This window comes from Sporofaciens sp. St.21A7 (genome assembly GCF_059728535.1).
Genome location: NZ_BAAGFN010000001.1, coordinates 4,415,734 through 4,433,138 on the forward strand (window position 1 = coordinate 4,415,734; position 17,405 = coordinate 4,433,138).

General features: G+C 48.3%; 11 protein-coding genes and 6 tRNA genes. 3 read left to right on the forward strand and 14 right to left on the reverse strand.

All coding sequences use genetic code 11. From position 1 onward, the window contains the following. Nucleotides 1-32: 32 nt before the first annotated feature. The 3 genes from AC6I3O_RS21870 to AC6I3O_RS21880 all read right to left on the reverse strand — a co-directional run bounded on the left by AC6I3O_RS21870 (nt 33) and on the right by AC6I3O_RS21880 (nt 2,003). Nucleotides 33-1,166, reverse strand: coding sequence for a hypothetical protein (locus AC6I3O_RS21870; protein ID WP_497852676.1), 1,134 nt, complete (start codon nt 1,164-1,166; stop codon nt 33-35). A 250-nt stretch (nt 1,167-1,416) separates the two neighbouring features. After that, nucleotides 1,417-1,707 (reverse strand): PLC family EF-hand domain-containing protein, encoded by a 291-nt coding sequence (locus tag AC6I3O_RS21875; protein WP_497852677.1) that lies wholly within the window; start codon nt 1,705-1,707, stop codon nt 1,417-1,419. Between the two features lie 101 nt (nt 1,708-1,808). After that, nucleotides 1,809-2,003: a hypothetical protein gene (locus AC6I3O_RS21880; protein ID WP_497852678.1), complete on the reverse strand. Its 195-nt coding sequence runs from the start codon at nt 2,001-2,003 to the stop codon at nt 1,809-1,811. A gap of 281 nt (nt 2,004-2,284) precedes the next feature. Between AC6I3O_RS21880 and AC6I3O_RS21885 the strand changes: the two genes are divergently transcribed. Next, the gene (locus tag AC6I3O_RS21885) at nt 2,285-2,848 is read left to right on the forward strand and encodes a site-specific integrase (RefSeq protein WP_497852679.1); all 564 of its coding nucleotides are present in this window, start codon (nt 2,285-2,287) and stop codon (nt 2,846-2,848) included. 70 nt (nt 2,849-2,918) lie between these two features. Here the strand turns inward: AC6I3O_RS21885 and AC6I3O_RS21890 are convergent. The 8 genes from AC6I3O_RS21890 to AC6I3O_RS21925 all read right to left on the reverse strand — a co-directional run bounded on the left by AC6I3O_RS21890 (nt 2,919) and on the right by AC6I3O_RS21925 (nt 8,650). Next, a tRNA-Leu gene (locus tag AC6I3O_RS21890) sits at nt 2,919-3,004 on the reverse strand. A gap of 28 nt (nt 3,005-3,032) precedes the next feature. Beyond that, nucleotides 3,033-3,105: transfer RNA gene (locus AC6I3O_RS21895), tRNA-Val, on the reverse strand. A gap of 64 nt (nt 3,106-3,169) precedes the next feature. Further along, nucleotides 3,170-3,243 (reverse strand) — tRNA-Asp (locus AC6I3O_RS21900). A 75-nt stretch (nt 3,244-3,318) separates the two neighbouring features. Further along, nucleotides 3,319-3,392 (reverse strand) — tRNA-Ile (locus tag AC6I3O_RS21905). A gap of 27 nt (nt 3,393-3,419) precedes the next feature. Next, nucleotides 3,420-3,492, reverse strand: a tRNA-Thr gene (locus tag AC6I3O_RS21910). A gap of 37 nt (nt 3,493-3,529) precedes the next feature. Further along, nucleotides 3,530-3,601 (reverse strand) — tRNA-Glu (locus tag AC6I3O_RS21915). Nucleotides 3,602-3,710: 109 nt separating this feature from the next. Beyond that, nucleotides 3,711-7,331 (reverse strand): SNF2-related protein, encoded by a 3,621-nt coding sequence (locus tag AC6I3O_RS21920; protein ID WP_497852680.1) that lies wholly within the window; start codon nt 7,329-7,331, stop codon nt 3,711-3,713. 41 nt (nt 7,332-7,372) lie between these two features. After that, nucleotides 7,373-8,650: an L-cysteine desulfidase family protein gene (locus AC6I3O_RS21925; RefSeq protein WP_497852681.1), complete on the reverse strand. Its 1,278-nt coding sequence runs from the start codon at nt 8,648-8,650 to the stop codon at nt 7,373-7,375. A 270-nt stretch (nt 8,651-8,920) separates the two neighbouring features. Between AC6I3O_RS21925 and AC6I3O_RS21930 the strand changes: the two genes are divergently transcribed. Next, the gene (locus tag AC6I3O_RS21930) at nt 8,921-10,252 is read left to right on the forward strand and encodes an ATP-binding protein (RefSeq protein WP_497852682.1); all 1,332 of its coding nucleotides are present in this window, start codon (nt 8,921-8,923) and stop codon (nt 10,250-10,252) included. Nucleotides 10,253-10,333: 81 nt separating this feature from the next. Here the strand turns inward: AC6I3O_RS21930 and AC6I3O_RS21935 are convergent, their stop codons facing one another. From AC6I3O_RS21935 to AC6I3O_RS21945, 3 genes are read right to left on the reverse strand one after another with little or no spacing between them, the layout of a single operon-like run. Next, entirely contained in the window at nt 10,334-12,238 is a 1,905-nt protein-coding gene (locus tag AC6I3O_RS21935) for an ABC transporter ATP-binding protein (RefSeq protein WP_497852683.1), read from the reverse strand. Nucleotides 12,239-12,240: 2 nt separating this feature from the next. After that, nucleotides 12,241-13,989 carry an ABC transporter ATP-binding protein gene (locus AC6I3O_RS21940; protein ID WP_497852684.1) on the reverse strand — a complete coding sequence of 583 codons (1,749 nt, stop codon included), beginning with the start codon at nt 13,987-13,989 and terminating at the stop codon, nt 12,241-12,243. Further along, on the reverse strand, nt 13,967-14,497 hold the full coding sequence (locus tag AC6I3O_RS21945; protein ID WP_497852685.1) for a MarR family winged helix-turn-helix transcriptional regulator: 531 nt from the start codon (nt 14,495-14,497) through the stop codon (nt 13,967-13,969). Before AC6I3O_RS21945 ends, AC6I3O_RS21940 begins: the two co-directional genes overlap by 23 nt. A gap of 332 nt (nt 14,498-14,829) precedes the next feature. Here AC6I3O_RS21945 and AC6I3O_RS21950 point away from each other — a divergent pair, with 332 nt between their 5' ends. Then, nucleotides 14,830-17,388 carry a DEAD/DEAH box helicase gene (locus AC6I3O_RS21950; RefSeq protein ID WP_497852686.1) on the forward strand — a complete coding sequence of 853 codons (2,559 nt, stop codon included), beginning with the start codon at nt 14,830-14,832 and terminating at the stop codon, nt 17,386-17,388. The last annotated feature ends 17 nt before the right edge of the window (nt 17,389-17,405 follow it).

Below are 17,405 nucleotides of genomic sequence, written 5' to 3' on the forward strand. Positions count from 1 at the left end.
GTTTTTAATTTAAAAAGGGTTCATTTCTCTGACTAACCAGCCATTGGCATAGCCGCATTTAAAAGGACTCTGGCTGCAGCCGGGATCAGATGGTTCTTGCCAGAATAACTCTGTGCGAACCACTCCAGATTCTTTGGGCTTTCTACTGCAACCTGTCCCATGGTCTTGCCGCCAAACTTCCCATTCCCGGTAATCACTACCTGGGTAGCCTGTTCATACGTCATGCGCTGTACCAGTTCTTCTACCGGAAGTGATTCATCCAGAGAAGCGGCGGGAGAGTACTGATTGGAAGACTGGGAATTCCCTTGCATCTGCGGCATCTGACCTGCCTGCTGGTTCTGATTTCCAAAACTATTCTGCATCTGAGGTGTTTCTGACGGATTCTGCCCGATCGTTGTGCCTTTTTCCTGAGCCTGCCGATAAAACTGGTTCATCATAGGATTGGATTGTGTTGGCACCGAAGACTGCGGATTAGCTGTTCCTTGCGGCATAGTCTGTGACTGATTGCCCTGGTTCTGTGCGGTTGCCTGCATGCCTTGATTTTCCGTCATGGCAGGCTGCATCTGCGGGTTTCCTGTCATACCAGGCTGTATATTCTGTCCATACTGATTAGCAGGCGAGATATTGTTTCCCTGCATACTAGGCTGCATCTGTGGGTTCCACGGCATGCCTCCCTGCGGGATATCATTCCCCTGTACCTGGGATTGCGCCGTCATACTTGGCATCTGGATTCCCGCATCTACCTGCATAGGATCATTCTCTTCCCCCACATCAACAAACTGCAGGCCAAATCCGGCATCAGAGAGCGCACGCCCTACGGCAGCTGTCTCCGCCATCTCCAAAAATTTGTCCCCGAAATTCGGATCATTGGTCCGGAACCTCTGGGAAAAGGCATTGGCAACGTAATTTTCCTCTGCGTCGCATTTATCCAGATAGATCCTTGCCTCCACGATTGCCATGTTCTCCGTAAAACTTCGGATACTGCTGACAATCTTTCCTAACGGGTAGACAAGGCGAAACCACAGCTTCCGGTACTTCACGTCCAGATAAAGCTGATCCTCCTGTCCCTCCTTAGTAAGTGTCCTTGCAAGTTCCATCGGGTTAAATCCCTCTACACGATTCAATGCTGCAACCGCCTCTGACCGGTCATATAACTTTTCTTTCATTCGCTTACGCTCCTTTCATTCTCTTCGTGAAAATGAAATGCAGACGATACCCTTTCATAAGAGTAATAGTCTGCATTTCTTTCAGATTGGAAAATTCTTCTGTTTTTTACACTTTTTTAATAATTTACCGAAATACCATACATAAAACCAGGAATATACCTAATGATACCAGGATCATTTCCGCAATCCCGTGTTTCCTCATAAGATATACTCCCAAAATGAGAGAAATCATCAGCTTCATTCCTACCTCCTATGGATGTAAATTACAGCTATGCATGTAACATTCCTCAATATCGCAATACCGGTTCGGTTCATCGCATACAATGCAGGGATCGCACACAGGATACCATTTTTCCCGTAATAACTCGACGGTCAAATCCCGTATCTCCCCCAGTATGGATATATCCCATGGAAATTTCACATCTGAATTTTCATCATCTTCAAATTGCAAAAATGTCAGACACATTTTATATACTGCGTTGTCTAGTACGTCATTGCGTTCTAACATTTCTTTTGTAAATTCTAATTCCTTCTGTTCCATTTTCTTCCACCTCGTTTACTTCACTCTGTAAAAAGACCACTTTGCCAGCCGCATTTACGACACTCATAGGACCAGCAGCCGCCTCCGTTAGCAAGATCAGCCTAGTCAAAAGCAAATGCTTTCTCACGCTTTGATAAAGGCTTCATCCGTCCGTTCTTCATGCAAAAAGGCTTTTCCGTAGACAGATTCACCGATACCTGCAGATTCCTCTGTTCATGCCTTGTAATTCTTGTACTGTTACATACCGGACAGCAGTTACCTTCTCTCGTATCACTAATTGGTATTTTTTCTATCATCCGTTTTTCCCTTTCTTATGGCAGTTTACAGCTTTTTCTTTAAACTGCCAGCTTCAATTGTTCCATCTCTTTTGGTTTCTGCCTTTGTTCTGCATCATAATATCCTTGGATTCTCTGCCCTAAGACTGTATTGCGCTTTCCGCTGTCATCCGTATGGATACACTGGCATACTGCCTTCCAGTCTCCAACCAGATAAACCTTGCATTTCGCCCTGGTAATCGCTGTATAGAGGATGTGGAGCTCCTATAGAATTACCTGTTATCCTGGCTGCCTTTTATGGTATGAGACGAAGCGAAATTGTCGGTTTAAAATGGAACTGCATTAATTTCGCGAAAAAGACCATCTCTATTCAACACGTTGTTACGGATATTTATTTAGACGGCCACTTAGTTACTATCGAAAAAGATAAAACAAAAACCAAGTCAAGCACAAGAACGCTTCCTTTGGTGAAACCGTTCGAAGATGCGCTTATAGAATTGAAAGAACAGCAGAAGCAGCAACAGAAGCTATGTGGTAACGCTTATAACAAAGATTATTTGGAATATGTTCTCAGAGATAAGATGGGAAATAGGATAAAACCAGGATACGTCAGCCAGCATTTTAGAATCGTCCTGACAAAGAATAACCTGAAGCTGATACGCTTCCATGATCTCAGGCATAGCTGTGCAAGTTTGCTGTATGCGAACGGCGTTGACTTGAAGGCCATTCAGGAATGGCTAGGGCATAGTACGATTACTACAACTGCCAATACTTACACCCATTTTGATTTCAGTAAAAAAGTACAATCTGCTGAAGCAATTATGGGGAATTATCCCGCACAGATCGAGCAAAAGCGGGAGGGATGATTTGGAGGGATGCTCCTTCATCAAAAATAAAAAAAGACTTATCAATCCGCAAAATAAGCCTTTTTACAAGTGCCGCAGACCGGAATCGAACCGGTACGGGTATCACTACCCACGGGATTTTAAGTCCCGGGCGTCTGCCAGTTCCGCCACTGCGGCATTCCTTATGATGTTCTCACATCATAAATGGGACCTATAGGGCTCGAACCTATGACCCTCTGCTTGTAAGGCAGATGCTCTCCCAGCTGAGCTAAGATCCCAAATTATGAAACTATGACACTTCATATCTAACAAAAAAAACATCCGCCAAATACTCCATATCAACGACCCAGAAGAGACTCGAACTCTCGACCTCCGCCGTGACAGGGCGGCGCTCTAACCAACTGAGCCACTGGGCCAAACTATAAAAATATCTATCTTCACTATATGATAAGGAATCCTCCGCCCTGCGGGTTCCTCCTTACCATAAGCAATGGACCTTCGGGGACTCGAACCCAGGACCGATCGGTTATGAGCCGATTGCTCTAACCAACTGAGCTAAAGGTCCAAAATCATTAAGTCCCTTATAGGACTAAGCCGATGATCGGACTCGAACCGATAACCTGCTGATTACAAATCAGCTGCTCTGCCAATTGAGCCACATCGGCGCTTATAAGAAAAGCACCATATCGGCGCATTCCCAAATGACTCCAACGGGAATCGAACCCGTGTTACCGCCGTGAAAGGGCGATGTCTTAACCGCTTGACCATGGAGCCATATCTCGGTACTCACATTCCGTGCTGACCAAGATTTATATTACCATACCTGCCAACAAAATGCAACACTTTTTTCACATTTTTTATTATTTTTTTCAAACACCTTTCCCTACTCCAACAATTCCAGGAAATCCTCCTTGCTCATATTCCCAAGCTGCCCCGCGCCGCTTCCAATTACCTGCTCTAAAAGCTCTTTCTTCGACTCCTGGACCTTCTGAATCTTCTCCTCCACAGACCCCTTTGCGATAAGCTGATAAACAGTAACCTTCTTATCCTGTCCAATCCTGTGCGCCCGGTCCGTCGCCTGATTCTGAACCGCAAGATTCCACCACGGGTCATAATGAATCACCACATCCGCCCCCGTAAGGTTCAGCCCCACGCCGCCGGCCTTGAGAGATATCAAGAACACCTGCGTATCGTCCTCATTAAAATTCTTCACCAGTTTCAACCGTTTTTCCTTGGCTGTCTCCCCAGTAATCATGTAATAGGACATACCATTTGCCTCAAGCTTCTCCCTGATAATTTCCAGCATCGACACAAACTGCGAAAATAACAGGATCTTATGGCCACCCTCTGCTGCCCTCTGCACCAATTCCAAACATGCCTCAAGCTTAGCGGATTCTCCCTTATAATTCTCGAAACACAACGACGGGTCGCAGCAGATCTGCCGGAGCTTAATCAGCTCCGCAAGAATTTTAAGCTTATTTTTCTGGAACTCTGCCCCGTCCTGTCCGGCAATCTGACGCCGCATATACACCACTTGCCCATCGTATAATTCCTGCTGCTTTTTCTCGAATTTGACAAAGTGAGTCTTCTCAATCTTATCCGGAAGATCCTTGAGTACATCCTTCTTCAATCTCCGCAGGATGAACGGCGCGGTCATCTTCTGAATCCGCTCCATTGCCGCCTCGTCTTGATTTTTGGCAATCGGCGTCTCAATCTCCCTCTTAAACACCTCATACCGATACAAGAATCCCGGCATCAAATAGTCAAAAATACTCCAAAGTTCACTGAGCCTGTTTTCAATCGGCGTCCCGGTCAACGCATACCTGGTCTTGCTCTTGATAACCTTCACAGCTTTTGCCGCCACAGTCTGATGGTTCTTAATATACTGTGCCTCGTCAATAATCTGGTACAGGAACTCCTTTCCCTCATAGAACACAGCATCACGTTTCAGCAGATCATAAGAAGTGACCAGCACATCCGCCTCCTGATAGTTCTCAAGTTTTTTCCGGCGTTCCTCCTGAGTCCCTGCAATCAGAAGAAACTCAAGTTCAGGAGCAAATTTTCGGATCTCCTCCCCCCAGTTAAACACCAGCGAAGCAGGTGCTACCACCAGAGATGTGCCTTCCTTTCCTTCCTGCTTCGCCGCAAGCAGCACAGCAATGACCTGTAAGGTCTTTCCCAACCCCATATCGTCAGCCAAAATCCCGCCAAACTGAAATGCCTCCAGCGTCCGTAACCATCGGAACCCATTTTTCTGGTAATTCCTCAACACCCTGACAAGGGACTTAGGAGGCTGGAAATCCGAATCATTTACCGTCTTAAATCCTCTCACCAAGTTCTTGAAATGGCTGTCACGCTCACTATAGACACTCTCGTTCTCCTCAAGCATCTTGTCCAGATACAAAGTCCGGTACAGCGGAAGTTCTACCTTTCCTTTGACAAAATCCTTGGCAGACAAGTGCAGGGAATCCATCATCTCACTGAGCATCTCATAAGAATTGTCCTCAAGGTCTACGAAATCACCGTTTTTCAGCCTATGATACTTCTTCTTGCTTCGGTAGCTGGAAAGAATATCCAACAGTTCCTCCATAGGCAGATCCTCCGTAGCAATATCCAGATTTAACAGCCCGCTGGAAATAGATACCCCCACCGACATATTCATTTTCCGTGTAATCTTCAAGTTGGAGAAACGGTTGGTACACTGTACCTCTCCCAGATTCAAAAGCCCGTCTACGCCCTTAGCCAGCGCCTGGTACATGCACTCTTCATCCTTCCCACAGTCAAGCTCCCGCTTTTTCTCATCCAAATGCGGAAACCACTGCCGGACCAGAAACAAAATCTCTCTCTCCTTATGCTCCTCCCGGGGAATATTTCCATGCTCCTCCTCAGGCTTTAAAATTGCAAATTCCACCTCGCCATAGCGCACATGGGGCTTACAGGTAATATTGTTATTTTCCGCATCAAGATAGAACACAAACTCTGCCTCAGGCGGCAGATAGCGGTTAATCTCCTCCTCGTCCTCTTCCGTCACATCTACTACGTCACGAATCTGGGGCAGCACAGAATAGTAAAAGTCTGACAGCGTATTTCTCCCTATCCGGAAAGATCTGCCTACTGCGCCCTGTTTCATAACAAGAGGACGGATCTTTCTCAGGAATTCTTCATCCAGCCTGTATAAAATATCGTCTTCGATAAAGTATGCGGTATTGACGCCGTAAAACAGAAATGGAATATTACAATCCACAGAAATCCCATGGAAAATTTTTCCCTTATCCAACTGATTCTTCCGAATTACCATAGCAATCTTAGGATTCCCGTCTCGGCATGTCAACTCGCATTTCTTTTTACCGTCGTCATCCTTCTTTTCATAGAGAACCCTTTCCCCGGAAGCAATCTCATAGAAACGGTCCAGACGCCACCCGAACAATCCCATCTCATTTTTCTTTACCAATGATTTCCGGGTATACGCGCCTGATTCAATCACTCGGTTGCCGAACTCAATCTCTTCCCTTACAAGGCTTCCAATAAACTCAATCCACAGCCTCCCTTGGGGGGTAAAATTCTCCAGCCTATGGTTAATCTGCATATTCGTACCATAATTTCCCATGGCAGAATTTCTTACGTTTGATGAGAACTCAAACAGATCTTTTATTAGAAGCATCTTCTTCTGCCCAATCTTAAAAGAAACTGTCAGTTTTCCATCCTTATTTACCAGCCGTGGCTTCAGCATAACGCTCTCATCGCTTCCCATAACATCAGAAATGGTCTGATTCGCCCGGTTCGTCTGGAAAGAACGGATAATCTCGTTTCCCCACAAGTCAGTGGCGTCCCCCAGGCGGTTCTTGTCCAAATACTCGGAAAGCAGCTGCATCAGCGCCGCAATATGCTCACAGTTGTCCATCTGCGTATAGTAACGATAGAAATTCCTGGCGTACATCCCGCAGCAGCAGTCCGCCGACACCACCTTGTCTCTTGCAAATACAATCCGGACCGGGAAACAGGTCTTTCCGCTGTCCACCACTCCCTCTATAATCCCGAGCATCTCGTCCCATCCCTCGAAATACCCCACGTCAATCGTTTCCAGCTTGATTTTGTCCGCCGCCAAAAGCGCCTTTCCCTGCCGTACCGAATCCAACGGCAAGTGCAGCGACTCCTTAATCTTGACCTTGTCAAAATACGCATAAGGCTCCATAGCTCCTGTCTTTATCTGTCCGTCCTTCCACGTATATTTTTCCTTCTGTTCCTCAAAGTCCTTAATCGCGTACAAAACCGCCGCCATATGCTTACAGCAGCTCCCGCTCTTAGCGTGGGGGCAGCTGCAGTTCATCCTGCATGACTCCGGGTTCTCATATCCGGTAATCCTCACCTCATATCTGCGCCGCTCGACTACCGCCGCCGTATAAACGCCGTCCGCTTCCTCAAGTTCCATAACCCTGCCCCTGTCAAAATATTCCTTCCCCAGAAGCAGCGTATTTTTCTGAAATCTGTCCATCCATTTTTCCATCGTTAAACCCGCTCTTTTCTATCCAACCTATAGACGCAGCGTTACTCTCCAATCATCATCTTAATAATCTCTTCATTCGTCTCCCGCATGCCTTCTTTCCCGAGGCGTCCGATATTCGTAATCGTAGCCTCCACACCGTTGGTCACGATACCGTCCCCGGCATAGAACTGCTGTCCCCGCAGGTACATATTGTATCCCAGAATCCCGGCATCCACCGACGCCGCAATCTTTGCCGCACAGGAAGCCTTCGCGCCGTCACAGACCATACCAGACACAATCGCCAGTGCATTGACTACCGTATGTACCGCCTCCTCATATCCGCCGCCGCACAGATACGCAATCCCGGCGCCCGCTGCCGCCCCGGCGCTCACTGCTCCGCAGTAAGCCGACAGCCTTCCGATGCCCGTCTTCTGATGAATTGCCACCAGGTTCGATAACGCCAGCGCACGGTAAGTCTTCTCCTTCCCCGCTTCCTTCTCCTTCGCATATTCCAGTACGGGCAGCGAACAGGTCATTCCCTGGTTCCCGCTCCCCGCATTGATGATAACCGGAAGCTCACACCCGTTCATACGCGCGTCCGAACCTGCCGCTGCCATAGCCTTTGCACGGGTCCTCACATCCGTCCCATAGGTATCTAACAACACACTCCCGATATTTGCCCCGTAATTTCCCTTCAAGCCTTCCTGGGCAATGGCAGAATTATACTCAATCTGGCGGTCAAGCACTTCCTTCACATCCTCAATATCCACCGTATTCGCAAAATCCCAGATACTCTCCATATCCAGAAGGCTCCGGTCCGTCAGCCCCTCTTCGCTTTCTCCCTCCACAGGGACGTCTACAAGCTTCTCTCCGTCCTTCTCTACCAATACGATATTGGTATGGTAGTTGGCAATCCGCACCTTTGCATAAGAATCACCCTTGAACACGATTACGATAATGTCAAATGTAATCCCATTGTCAATGTGGTCCACGCTGACCGGAACGGTATCAAGGAATTCCACCATCTGCTTCGTCTGTTCTTCCGTAACCTCCGCGATTACTTCCAGCTCCTTCTCTGCCTTCCCGGCAACAATCCCCGCCGTCGCCGCAGCAGGAATCCCTTTCAGGTGGTTGGTATTCGGGACAATGACGCTCTTCACATTCTTGATTATGCTCCCGCTCGCCCCAATGCTGACCTTATCCGGGATGCATCCCAAGACTTCTCTCGCTTTTGCCGCCGCATATGCAAGGGCAATCGGCTCGGTACACCCCATTGCCGGAACCAGCTCCTCCTTTAAAATCTGCACATACGCCTGATATTTTTCATCTGATTTTTGCACGTTTATCCTCCTTCGGAACCGCCTTATTCTTCTTTCGGTCCCATACGACATATTTGACTATATTATAAGAAAATTCGAGGCAAGTTGCAACCATTTGCGGGAAGTTTGAAAGATACATTTAAAAATTACACATAATAGAAGAATAAAAAACCTTGATATTTTATCGACAATAAAATATAATAAAAATGTGATTTTTATCACACTTTTATTAACAAATATGTGATTATTGCCACGTTATTTCATATAATTTTGTGAAAGGAGCAACCTGCTATGAAACGAACCGTCATGAAGAAGCTGCTAAACTGGAAAAATTCCCCCTATCGGAAACCATTAATATTAAAAGGCGTCCGTCAAGTAGGCAAGACCTGGGTGTTAAAAGAATTCGGCAGGCAGTATTACGAAAATACAGCCTACTTTAATTTTGATGAAAACGAGGAGTACCGGCAATTCTTTGAGACAACGAAAGATGTGGAACGTATTTTACAGAACCTCATGCTTGCCGGCGGGCAAAAAATCTTCCCCGGGAAAACCCTCATCATCTTCGACGAAGTGCAGGATTGTCCCAAGGTCATTAACTCCATGAAATACTTCTACGAGAACGCCCCAGAGTATCACATCGCCTGTGCAGGTTCTCTTCTTGGGATTGCTCTGGCGAAGCCCTCCTCATTTCCGGTAGGCAAGGTAAATTTCATGCAGATTGACCCTATGACCTTTACAGAATTCCTGATGGCCAATGGCGACGAGAATCTTGCCGCCTATCTGGACAGCATTGATACGCCGGAACCGCTCCCGGATGCATTTTTTAACCCCTTGTATGAAAAATTAAAGATGTACTATGTTACTGGGGGAATGCCGGAATCTGTACTAATGTGGACAGAAGCCCGCGATGTGGACGCCATGCAGGAATCTCTGGCCGGCATCATCGGCGCATATGAACGCGATTTTGCAAAGCACCCGAATGTAAGTGAATTTCCGAAAATCTCAATGGTCTGGAAGTCCATCCCCTCCCAACTCGCCAGAGAAAATAAGAAATTCCTCTATAAAGTAATCAAAGAAGGCGCAAGGGCAAGAGAATATGAGAACGCCTTGCAATGGCTGGCAGATGCCAGACTGGTGCATAAAATATACCGAAGCAGCGCGCCCGGACTTCCAATTGCCGCTTATGACGATTTGTCGGCTTTCAAGATTTACCTTGCAGACGTGGGGCTTCTCCGCCGCCTGTCCATGCTTGCCCCGACCGCATTTGGGGAAGGAAACCGTTTATTCACAGAATTCAAAGGGGCACTAACCGAAAATTATATACTACAGACACTACTCACGCAGTTTGAAGTAGTTCCAAGGTACTGGAGCCAGAACAATCCTCCCTACGAAGTTGATTTTCTGATACAGCGGGATAACGATATCTACCCTGTTGAAGTAAAAGCGGAAGCGAATACGGCAAGCAAAAGCCTGAAAAAATTTAAAGAATTATTCGGCGACAAAGTAAAATTGCGCATCCGGTACTCTTTGGACAACTTGAAATTAGACGGAGACATACTGAATATTCCTCTTTTTATGGCAGACCATACAAATCGGTTGATTGGTCTTGCATTAACATCATAAAATACACAAACGGAGCTTAGGGAGAAAACACAAATTTGCTCCTCCCTACAGCTCCGCCGTTTGCCTTCAAATGCTTGCACCTTATGCGCTAATTGAGTTCCCGGTATACAACTGATAATAGCGCCCCTTCTCCTCAATCAACTGCTCATGTGTCCCCCTCTCGATAATCCTGCCCTGCTCTAAGACCATAATACAATCCGAATTGCGCACCGTCGAAAGCCTATGTGCAATCACGAACGTCGTCCTTCCATTCATCAGCTTATCCATTCCATCCTGCACAATCCGCTCCGTCCTGGTATCAATCGAGCTGGTGGCCTCATCCAGTATCAGCACCGGCGGATCTGCCACAGCCGCCCTCGCAATCGCAAGGAGCTGCCTCTGGCCCTGGCTTAGATTCGCTCCGTCCCCGGTCAGCATCGTATCATACCCACCCGGCAGCCTCCGGATAAACCCGTCTGCATTGGCAAGCCTTGCCGCCGCCACGACCTCCTCATCCGTCGCATCCAGCTTCCCGAAACGGATATTCTCCATCACAGTCCCGGTAAACAAATGGGTGTCCTGTAATACAATCCCAAGGGAACGCCGCAAATCTGCCTTCTTAATCTTATTAATATTAATCCCGTCGTATCTTATCTTACCGTCCTGAATATCATAAAACCGGTTTATCAGGTTCGTAATGGTGGTCTTCCCTGCCCCCGTAGAGCCTACAAACGCAATCTTCTGCCCGGGCTCGGCAAACAGTTTCACATCATGGAGTACAATCTTGTCATCGCTGTAGCCAAAATCCACGCCGTTAAACACAACATCGCCTCTAACCTCCACATAGTCCACGCTGCCGTCCGCCTGATGGGTATGTTTCCACGCCCACCTTCCGGTTCTGGCGCTGCTTTCCGTAAGTTTCCCGTTTTCTTCTACGGCATTGACCAGCGTGACATACCCGTCGTCCTGCTCTTCCTTCTCATCCAGCATGGCAAACACACGCTGGGCGCCAGCCATCGCCATGACCACGGCATTTAACTGCTGGCTCACCTGATTGATGGGCATACTGAAACTCTTATTAAACGTCAGGAAACTTGCAAGCCCTCCCAGCGTAAATCCGCCCACATGATTAAGCGCCAGCGCACCGCCCACAATCGCGCACACCACATAACTGATATTTCCAAGCTGGGCATTGATAGGCCCTAAGAAATTAGCAAAGGTATTCGCCCTGTCCGCGCTGACGAACAAACGGTCGTTCAGCTCCTTGAACGCCTTCTGATTCTCCTCCTCATGACAGAACACCTTAACCACCTTCTGCCCGTTCATCATTTCCTCGATATACCCGTTCACAGCCCCAAGGTTCTTCTGCTGCTCAAGGAAATACTTCCCGCTCCTTCCGGCTGCCGCCTTGGAGCTTAAAATCATCACCGCCACCATGGCAAGGGTCACAGCCGTCAGCGGAATGCTCAGAATCACCATGCTGACAAATACGCTGACAATGGTAATCCCGCTGTTCACCACCTGAGGGATGCTCTGGCTGATCATCTGGCGCAGAGTGTCAATGTCATTGGTATAGACAGACATGATATCCCCATGGGCATGGGTGTCAAAATACTTAATGGGGAGACGCTCCATATGGGCAAACAAATCGTCCCTAAGCGACCTAAGCGTGCCTTGCGTCACATTGATCATGATTCGGTTATACGTATAGGTAGACAGAATCCCCACGCCATAGAAACACGCCACCCGTGCGATTGCATTTGCCAGAGGCGAAAAATCCGGCGCATCCGTCATGAGGAACGGCGTTATGTAATCGTCAATCAGATTTTTCATGAACATGGTTCCCTGTACATTGGCAAGTACGCTCACGAAAATCAATGCGATTACTGCCATATAATGGAACTTATAATACTGGAACACATACGCCATCAGCCGTTTAAATATCTTCATTGGATTCTCGACCTGAGGTTTTACGCCCCTTGGTACTCTTCTCATCGGTCCCGCCATCTTTAATCACCTGCCTTCTCATCAAAATCTCCGCCGCCGCTGGTCTGGGACTCGTAGACCTCCCGGTAAATGGCATTTTCACGCAGAAGCTCCTCATGAGTCCCGAATCCGTCCACGCATCCCTCATCCATCACGATAATGCGGTCTGCGTCCTTTACGCTTCCAATCCTCTGTGCAATAATCAGCTTCGTCGTGTGCGGAATCTCCTCCCGGAACGCCTTTCTTATCTTCGCATCCGTCGCCGTATCCACCGCGCTGGTACTGTCGTCCAAAATCAAGATTTTCGGCTTCTTTAATAATGCCCGGGCAATGCAGAGCCTCTGCCTCTGGCCGCCGGATACGTTGCTGCCGCCCTGCTCAATATGAGTCTCATACCCTTCTGGGAACCGCTGTATGAATTCATCCGCACAGGCCGCGCGGCATGCTTCCCGGCATTCTTCCTCTGTTGCTTCCCGGTTGCCCCACCGCAGGTTATCAAGAATCGTCCCGGAGAACAGCACGTTATTCTGCAGTACCACGGACACTTGGTTCCGTAAGCTTTCCATGTCATATTCCCTGACATTCCTTCCCCCTACAAGGACCTCCCCGCCCGTCACGTCATAGAGACGGCTAATCAGGTTCACCAGACTGGTCTTGGCGCTTCCGGTCCCACCGATGATTCCAATCACCTCGCCGGATTCTATCTTGAGATTAATATCCTTTAACACAGGGCTTTTACTGTCCTTCCGGTAAGCGAAATCCACATGCGAAAACTCAATGCTTCCATCCATTACTTCATGCACAGGCTCTTCCGGGTTCTTGATGTCACTGCTCTCATTTAACACTTCTGAGATACGCCGGATACTCGCCATACTCATAGAAATCATGACGAATACCATGGACAGCATCATCAGGCTCATCAGGATATTCATACAATAGGCCAGCAGGCTCATCAGCTCGCCTGTGGTAAGCTCTGAGGCCACAATCATCTTCGCCCCAATCCAGCTAATCAGCAGGATACAGCTATAAACCGTCAACTGCATCAGCGGAGCATTGTATACGAGGTTGCATTCCGCCTTCATAAAAATCTTGTAAATGTTCTCGCTTGCCTTCCGGAACTTGACCGTCTCCTGCTCTTCCCGGACATAAGCCTTTACCACGCGGATTGCAGACACATTTTCCTGGACAGACGCGTTCATATCATCGTACTTGGGAAATGCCTGCTGGAAATATCCCGTCGCATGGCTCATAATCAACGCCAGCAGGATGCCGAGAATCACCACTGCCACCAGATAGACGCTGGAAAGCTTCCCGTTGATACGGAACGCCATGACCATAGCGCACAAAAGGCTTGCCGGCGCCCGGGTGAACATCCTAAGGGTCATCTGGTAGGCGTTCTGGACGTTTGTTACATCGGTTGTAAGCCTTGTCACCAGCCCTGCGGTACTGTACTTGTCAATATTTGCAAATGAAAATGTCTGGATGTGGTTGAACATGGTCTCCCGCAGGTTCTTTGCAAACCCGGCGCTTGCCTTGGCGCCGTACCTTCCGCCTGCCATTCCCGCCAGCAGGCCGATGGACGCCGCAATAACCATGACTCCCCCGACTTTGTAGATATGCCCGATATCGCCCGCATTGACGCCGTCGTCTATGATGGAAGCCATCAGGAATGGAATCATCATCTCCATCAAAACTTCCAGAATCATGAACAACGGCGTCGCGATTGAGGCTTTCTTGTATTCTTTTACTTCATGCAATATAGTCCGGATCATTTACTTCCTCCTCTCTGTTACCGGTATGCGTTTTCTCTATTCCAGTATTCACAGCATTGCTCCTATCCTGCCTGGAAAGATTCTCAGTTAATTGCTTAACTACAGAATAAAATACGGATAATTCCTCGTCCGTAATCCCTTCGACAAGGCTCATGTCAAGGTTTTCGATCAGATTCTCAATCATCTCATGGCTTAGCACGCCCTTCTCTGTCAGAACCACTTTCTTTAACCGAGCGTCATGTTCCACAGATTCCCTAAGGACGAATCCCTTTTTCTCCATCAACTGAATGATGTTCGTGACGGTGGATCTCCCTATGGAAAAGTGCTGTTCGATGTCTTTCTGGAAAATATCTTCATCCCGTTTCTCATACAGATAGCGGATGATCCAGCCATGCATCAGCGTGACCTCGTCAAGTCCTGCCGCTTTCACACGGGCCTGCACATTTCTCGCCAGCATATGATCGAGCCTTCGTATCTCGAAACCAATCCGTTCTTCCCTTTTTTTCATATCAGCCTCCTTTTCTATATTTGATATCCTTCACGAGTTGCTGTTGACCTATCAGAATCTCCCATCTGTTTGATATCAAATTGTTCGATATTAAACTGTTTGATGCAAAACATATTTTACCACAAAAAAAATAGAAGTCAAGTGATTTTAAATTTTTCCTTATCGTTGAATTCCCCTTAAAATAATGATAAAATACAAGAAATTAACAAATTATATATACTAAAATACAACAGCATTTCTGTAAAATAATAACCAGAAAGTGAGTACAGACGATGACGTCAAAATCGAACAAAAGAACTGCAATCCAATTCCTGTTTACGCAGGAGGGTTTCATGCCCGACGTATCTTCCCTGGACACGGAAGCGGCGCTTGAGGAGGCAAAGCAGTGGACTATAGACGGAGGATACCCGTCCCTCTACCGGTTCGGCCTCGAAGGGAAACCGGAGGATGCAACCCCCTCGGAGAGCTTCCTTTATCAGGTGGCCGCCGCCTTCTTCGGCGGGCTCACAGATCTGCCGGAACTGGAAATCGCGCGGGGAAAAGCAAAGGTAATACTGACCGATGAAGCTGCCGAAGAACTTCTGTGGGCGGTTCCCTTTGCAATCGGCGCAGAGCATATTACGAAAAAATGGCTCCGGGACGTATTCCGGAAGCTTCAGGCAATCTTCTCCCAAGAAATCGCAGACTACGACGGTACGGTGGAGATGTACCTGACGGAAAAGAATCAGGAGCTGCGCGTTCCCGAGCGGGTATTTTTTCATCTGGTGGAGAACAAAGACCCGGATTTCCCGTTCGCCTTCCTTGCCACGTACGCCACAAAGGGAGAACACGGGAAGATCCGGCATGTCCCTCTGAAATATGCCTTGACAGAATACCAGAATGACCGGAGCAAGCTGCTTGCCCTGCTGTCTTGCCTGAACCGTGCGGCGGAGGTGTCCGAGCTGATCGGCGGGTTCATGGACAGCGGGGAATTGTTCCATCCCCTAAAGCTCACATCCCAAGAGGCATATACATTCCTGAAACAGATCGAAGAGATTGAGGAGACTGGGATTCTGTGCCGGATTCCCAATTGGTGGAAGCGGAATGCAGCGGCCGTATCCATGGCGGTGAGCTTAGGCGACGAGAAGCCGTCCATGCTTGGGTTTGACGCATTGATTTCTATGAAGCCCAAGCTGATGGTGGACGGCGTGGAGCTGTCGGAAGAAGACATCCGTAAGCTTTTGGCACAGACGGAAGGGCTGGCGTTCCTGAAAGGAAAATGGATTGAGGTAGACCATGCCCGGCTGGAACGGCTGCTGAAGGAAATGGAAGGGCAAGACAGGGAGATTACTTTGATGGAAGCCCTCCGGATGGAGATGGGGGCAGGCACGGAAGGGAAAGCAGCCGATGTAGGCGTTTTGGTCACAAACGGGAAATGGCTGTCCTCCCTGCTGGCAAATTTAAGGAAACCAGAGAAGATCCGAAAGGCTGCCGTCCCCGGCACGGTAAAAGCTGTACTACGCCCCTACCAGAAAAACGGCTACGCTTGGCTTGGCTATATGGACCAGTTAGGGTTCGGCGCATGCCTTGCTGATGATATGGGGCTTGGGAAGACCCTGCAGGTCCTAGCTTATCTGGAGAAGCTCAGGAAACAGGATAAGTCTGCCCGTGTGCTGCTGGTCGTACCTGCGTCGCTGCTTGGGAACTGGCAGAAGGAGGCGGAAAAGTTTGTTCCAGGCATGGATTTATCTATTCTCCATGGCGGTGGGGCAGCCGCCTTAGGGAAGATGGTGAAAGCAGAACCCACATTTTTGAATATCACGACCTACGGAATGGTTTCACGGATCAAAGAGCTGAGGGAAATCCAGTGGTCGTGTATCATACTGGACGAGGCGCAGGCAATCAAGAATCCCGGGACGAAGCAGACCCGGGAGATTAAACAGCTTTCCGGACGTATGCGTATCGCCATGACGGGAACGCCTATTGAAAATGATTTGACGAACCTCTGGTCTTTGTTTGATTTCCTGAACAAAGGGCTGATGGGTACGTCAACAGAGTTCCGTGATTTCTGTAAGAAGTTGAAGGATTGCCCGGAAAACTATGCAAGGCTGAAATCCATGGTGGCCCCGTTTATGTTAAGAAGGCTGAAAACAGACAAACGTATCATCAAGGATCTTCCGGAGAAACTGGAGACGATGGATTATGTAGGGCTGTCAAAACGACAGGTGGTGCTGTATCGGAATGTCGTGGATGAAATGGAAAAGCGGGTGATGGAATCCGACGGAATCGAGCGGTGCGGCATTGTCTTGTCTACCATCGTAAAGCTCAAGCAGATCTGCAACCATCCGGACCAGTATCTGGGGCAGCAGACATTTGCGGAAGAAGAGAGTGGAAAATTCGCGATGCTAAGGGAAATCTGCGAGACCATTTATGAAAAGAGAGAGCGGGTGCTGGTATTTACCCAGTTCCGGGAGATCATCAACCATTTGGCGGCATTTCTCAAAGAAATCTTCCATGCGGACGGTTACGTGCTGCACGGCGGGACGCCTGTGGCAAGCCGGGGGAAGATTGTGGAGGCGTTTCAGGGAGAGGCGTACGTGCCGTTCATCGTATTGTCCGTGAAAGCAGGAGGCACCGGGCTGAACCTGACGAAGGCAAACCACGTCATTCACTTTGACCGCTGGTGGAATCCGGCTGTGGAGAACCAGGCGACAGATCGGGCGTTTCGGATTGGGCAGAAGAAGAATGTGATGGTGCATAAGCTGGTGTGCCAGAAGACCATTGAAGAGAAAATCGACAAGGTCATCGAATCCAAGAAGGAACTGGCAGAGAATGTAATTGGATCCAGCGGCGAGAGCTGGATTACAGAGCTTGGGAATGATGAACTGATGTCCCTTCTGAGGCTTGGGTAGGAAGCCGGGCGGTGATA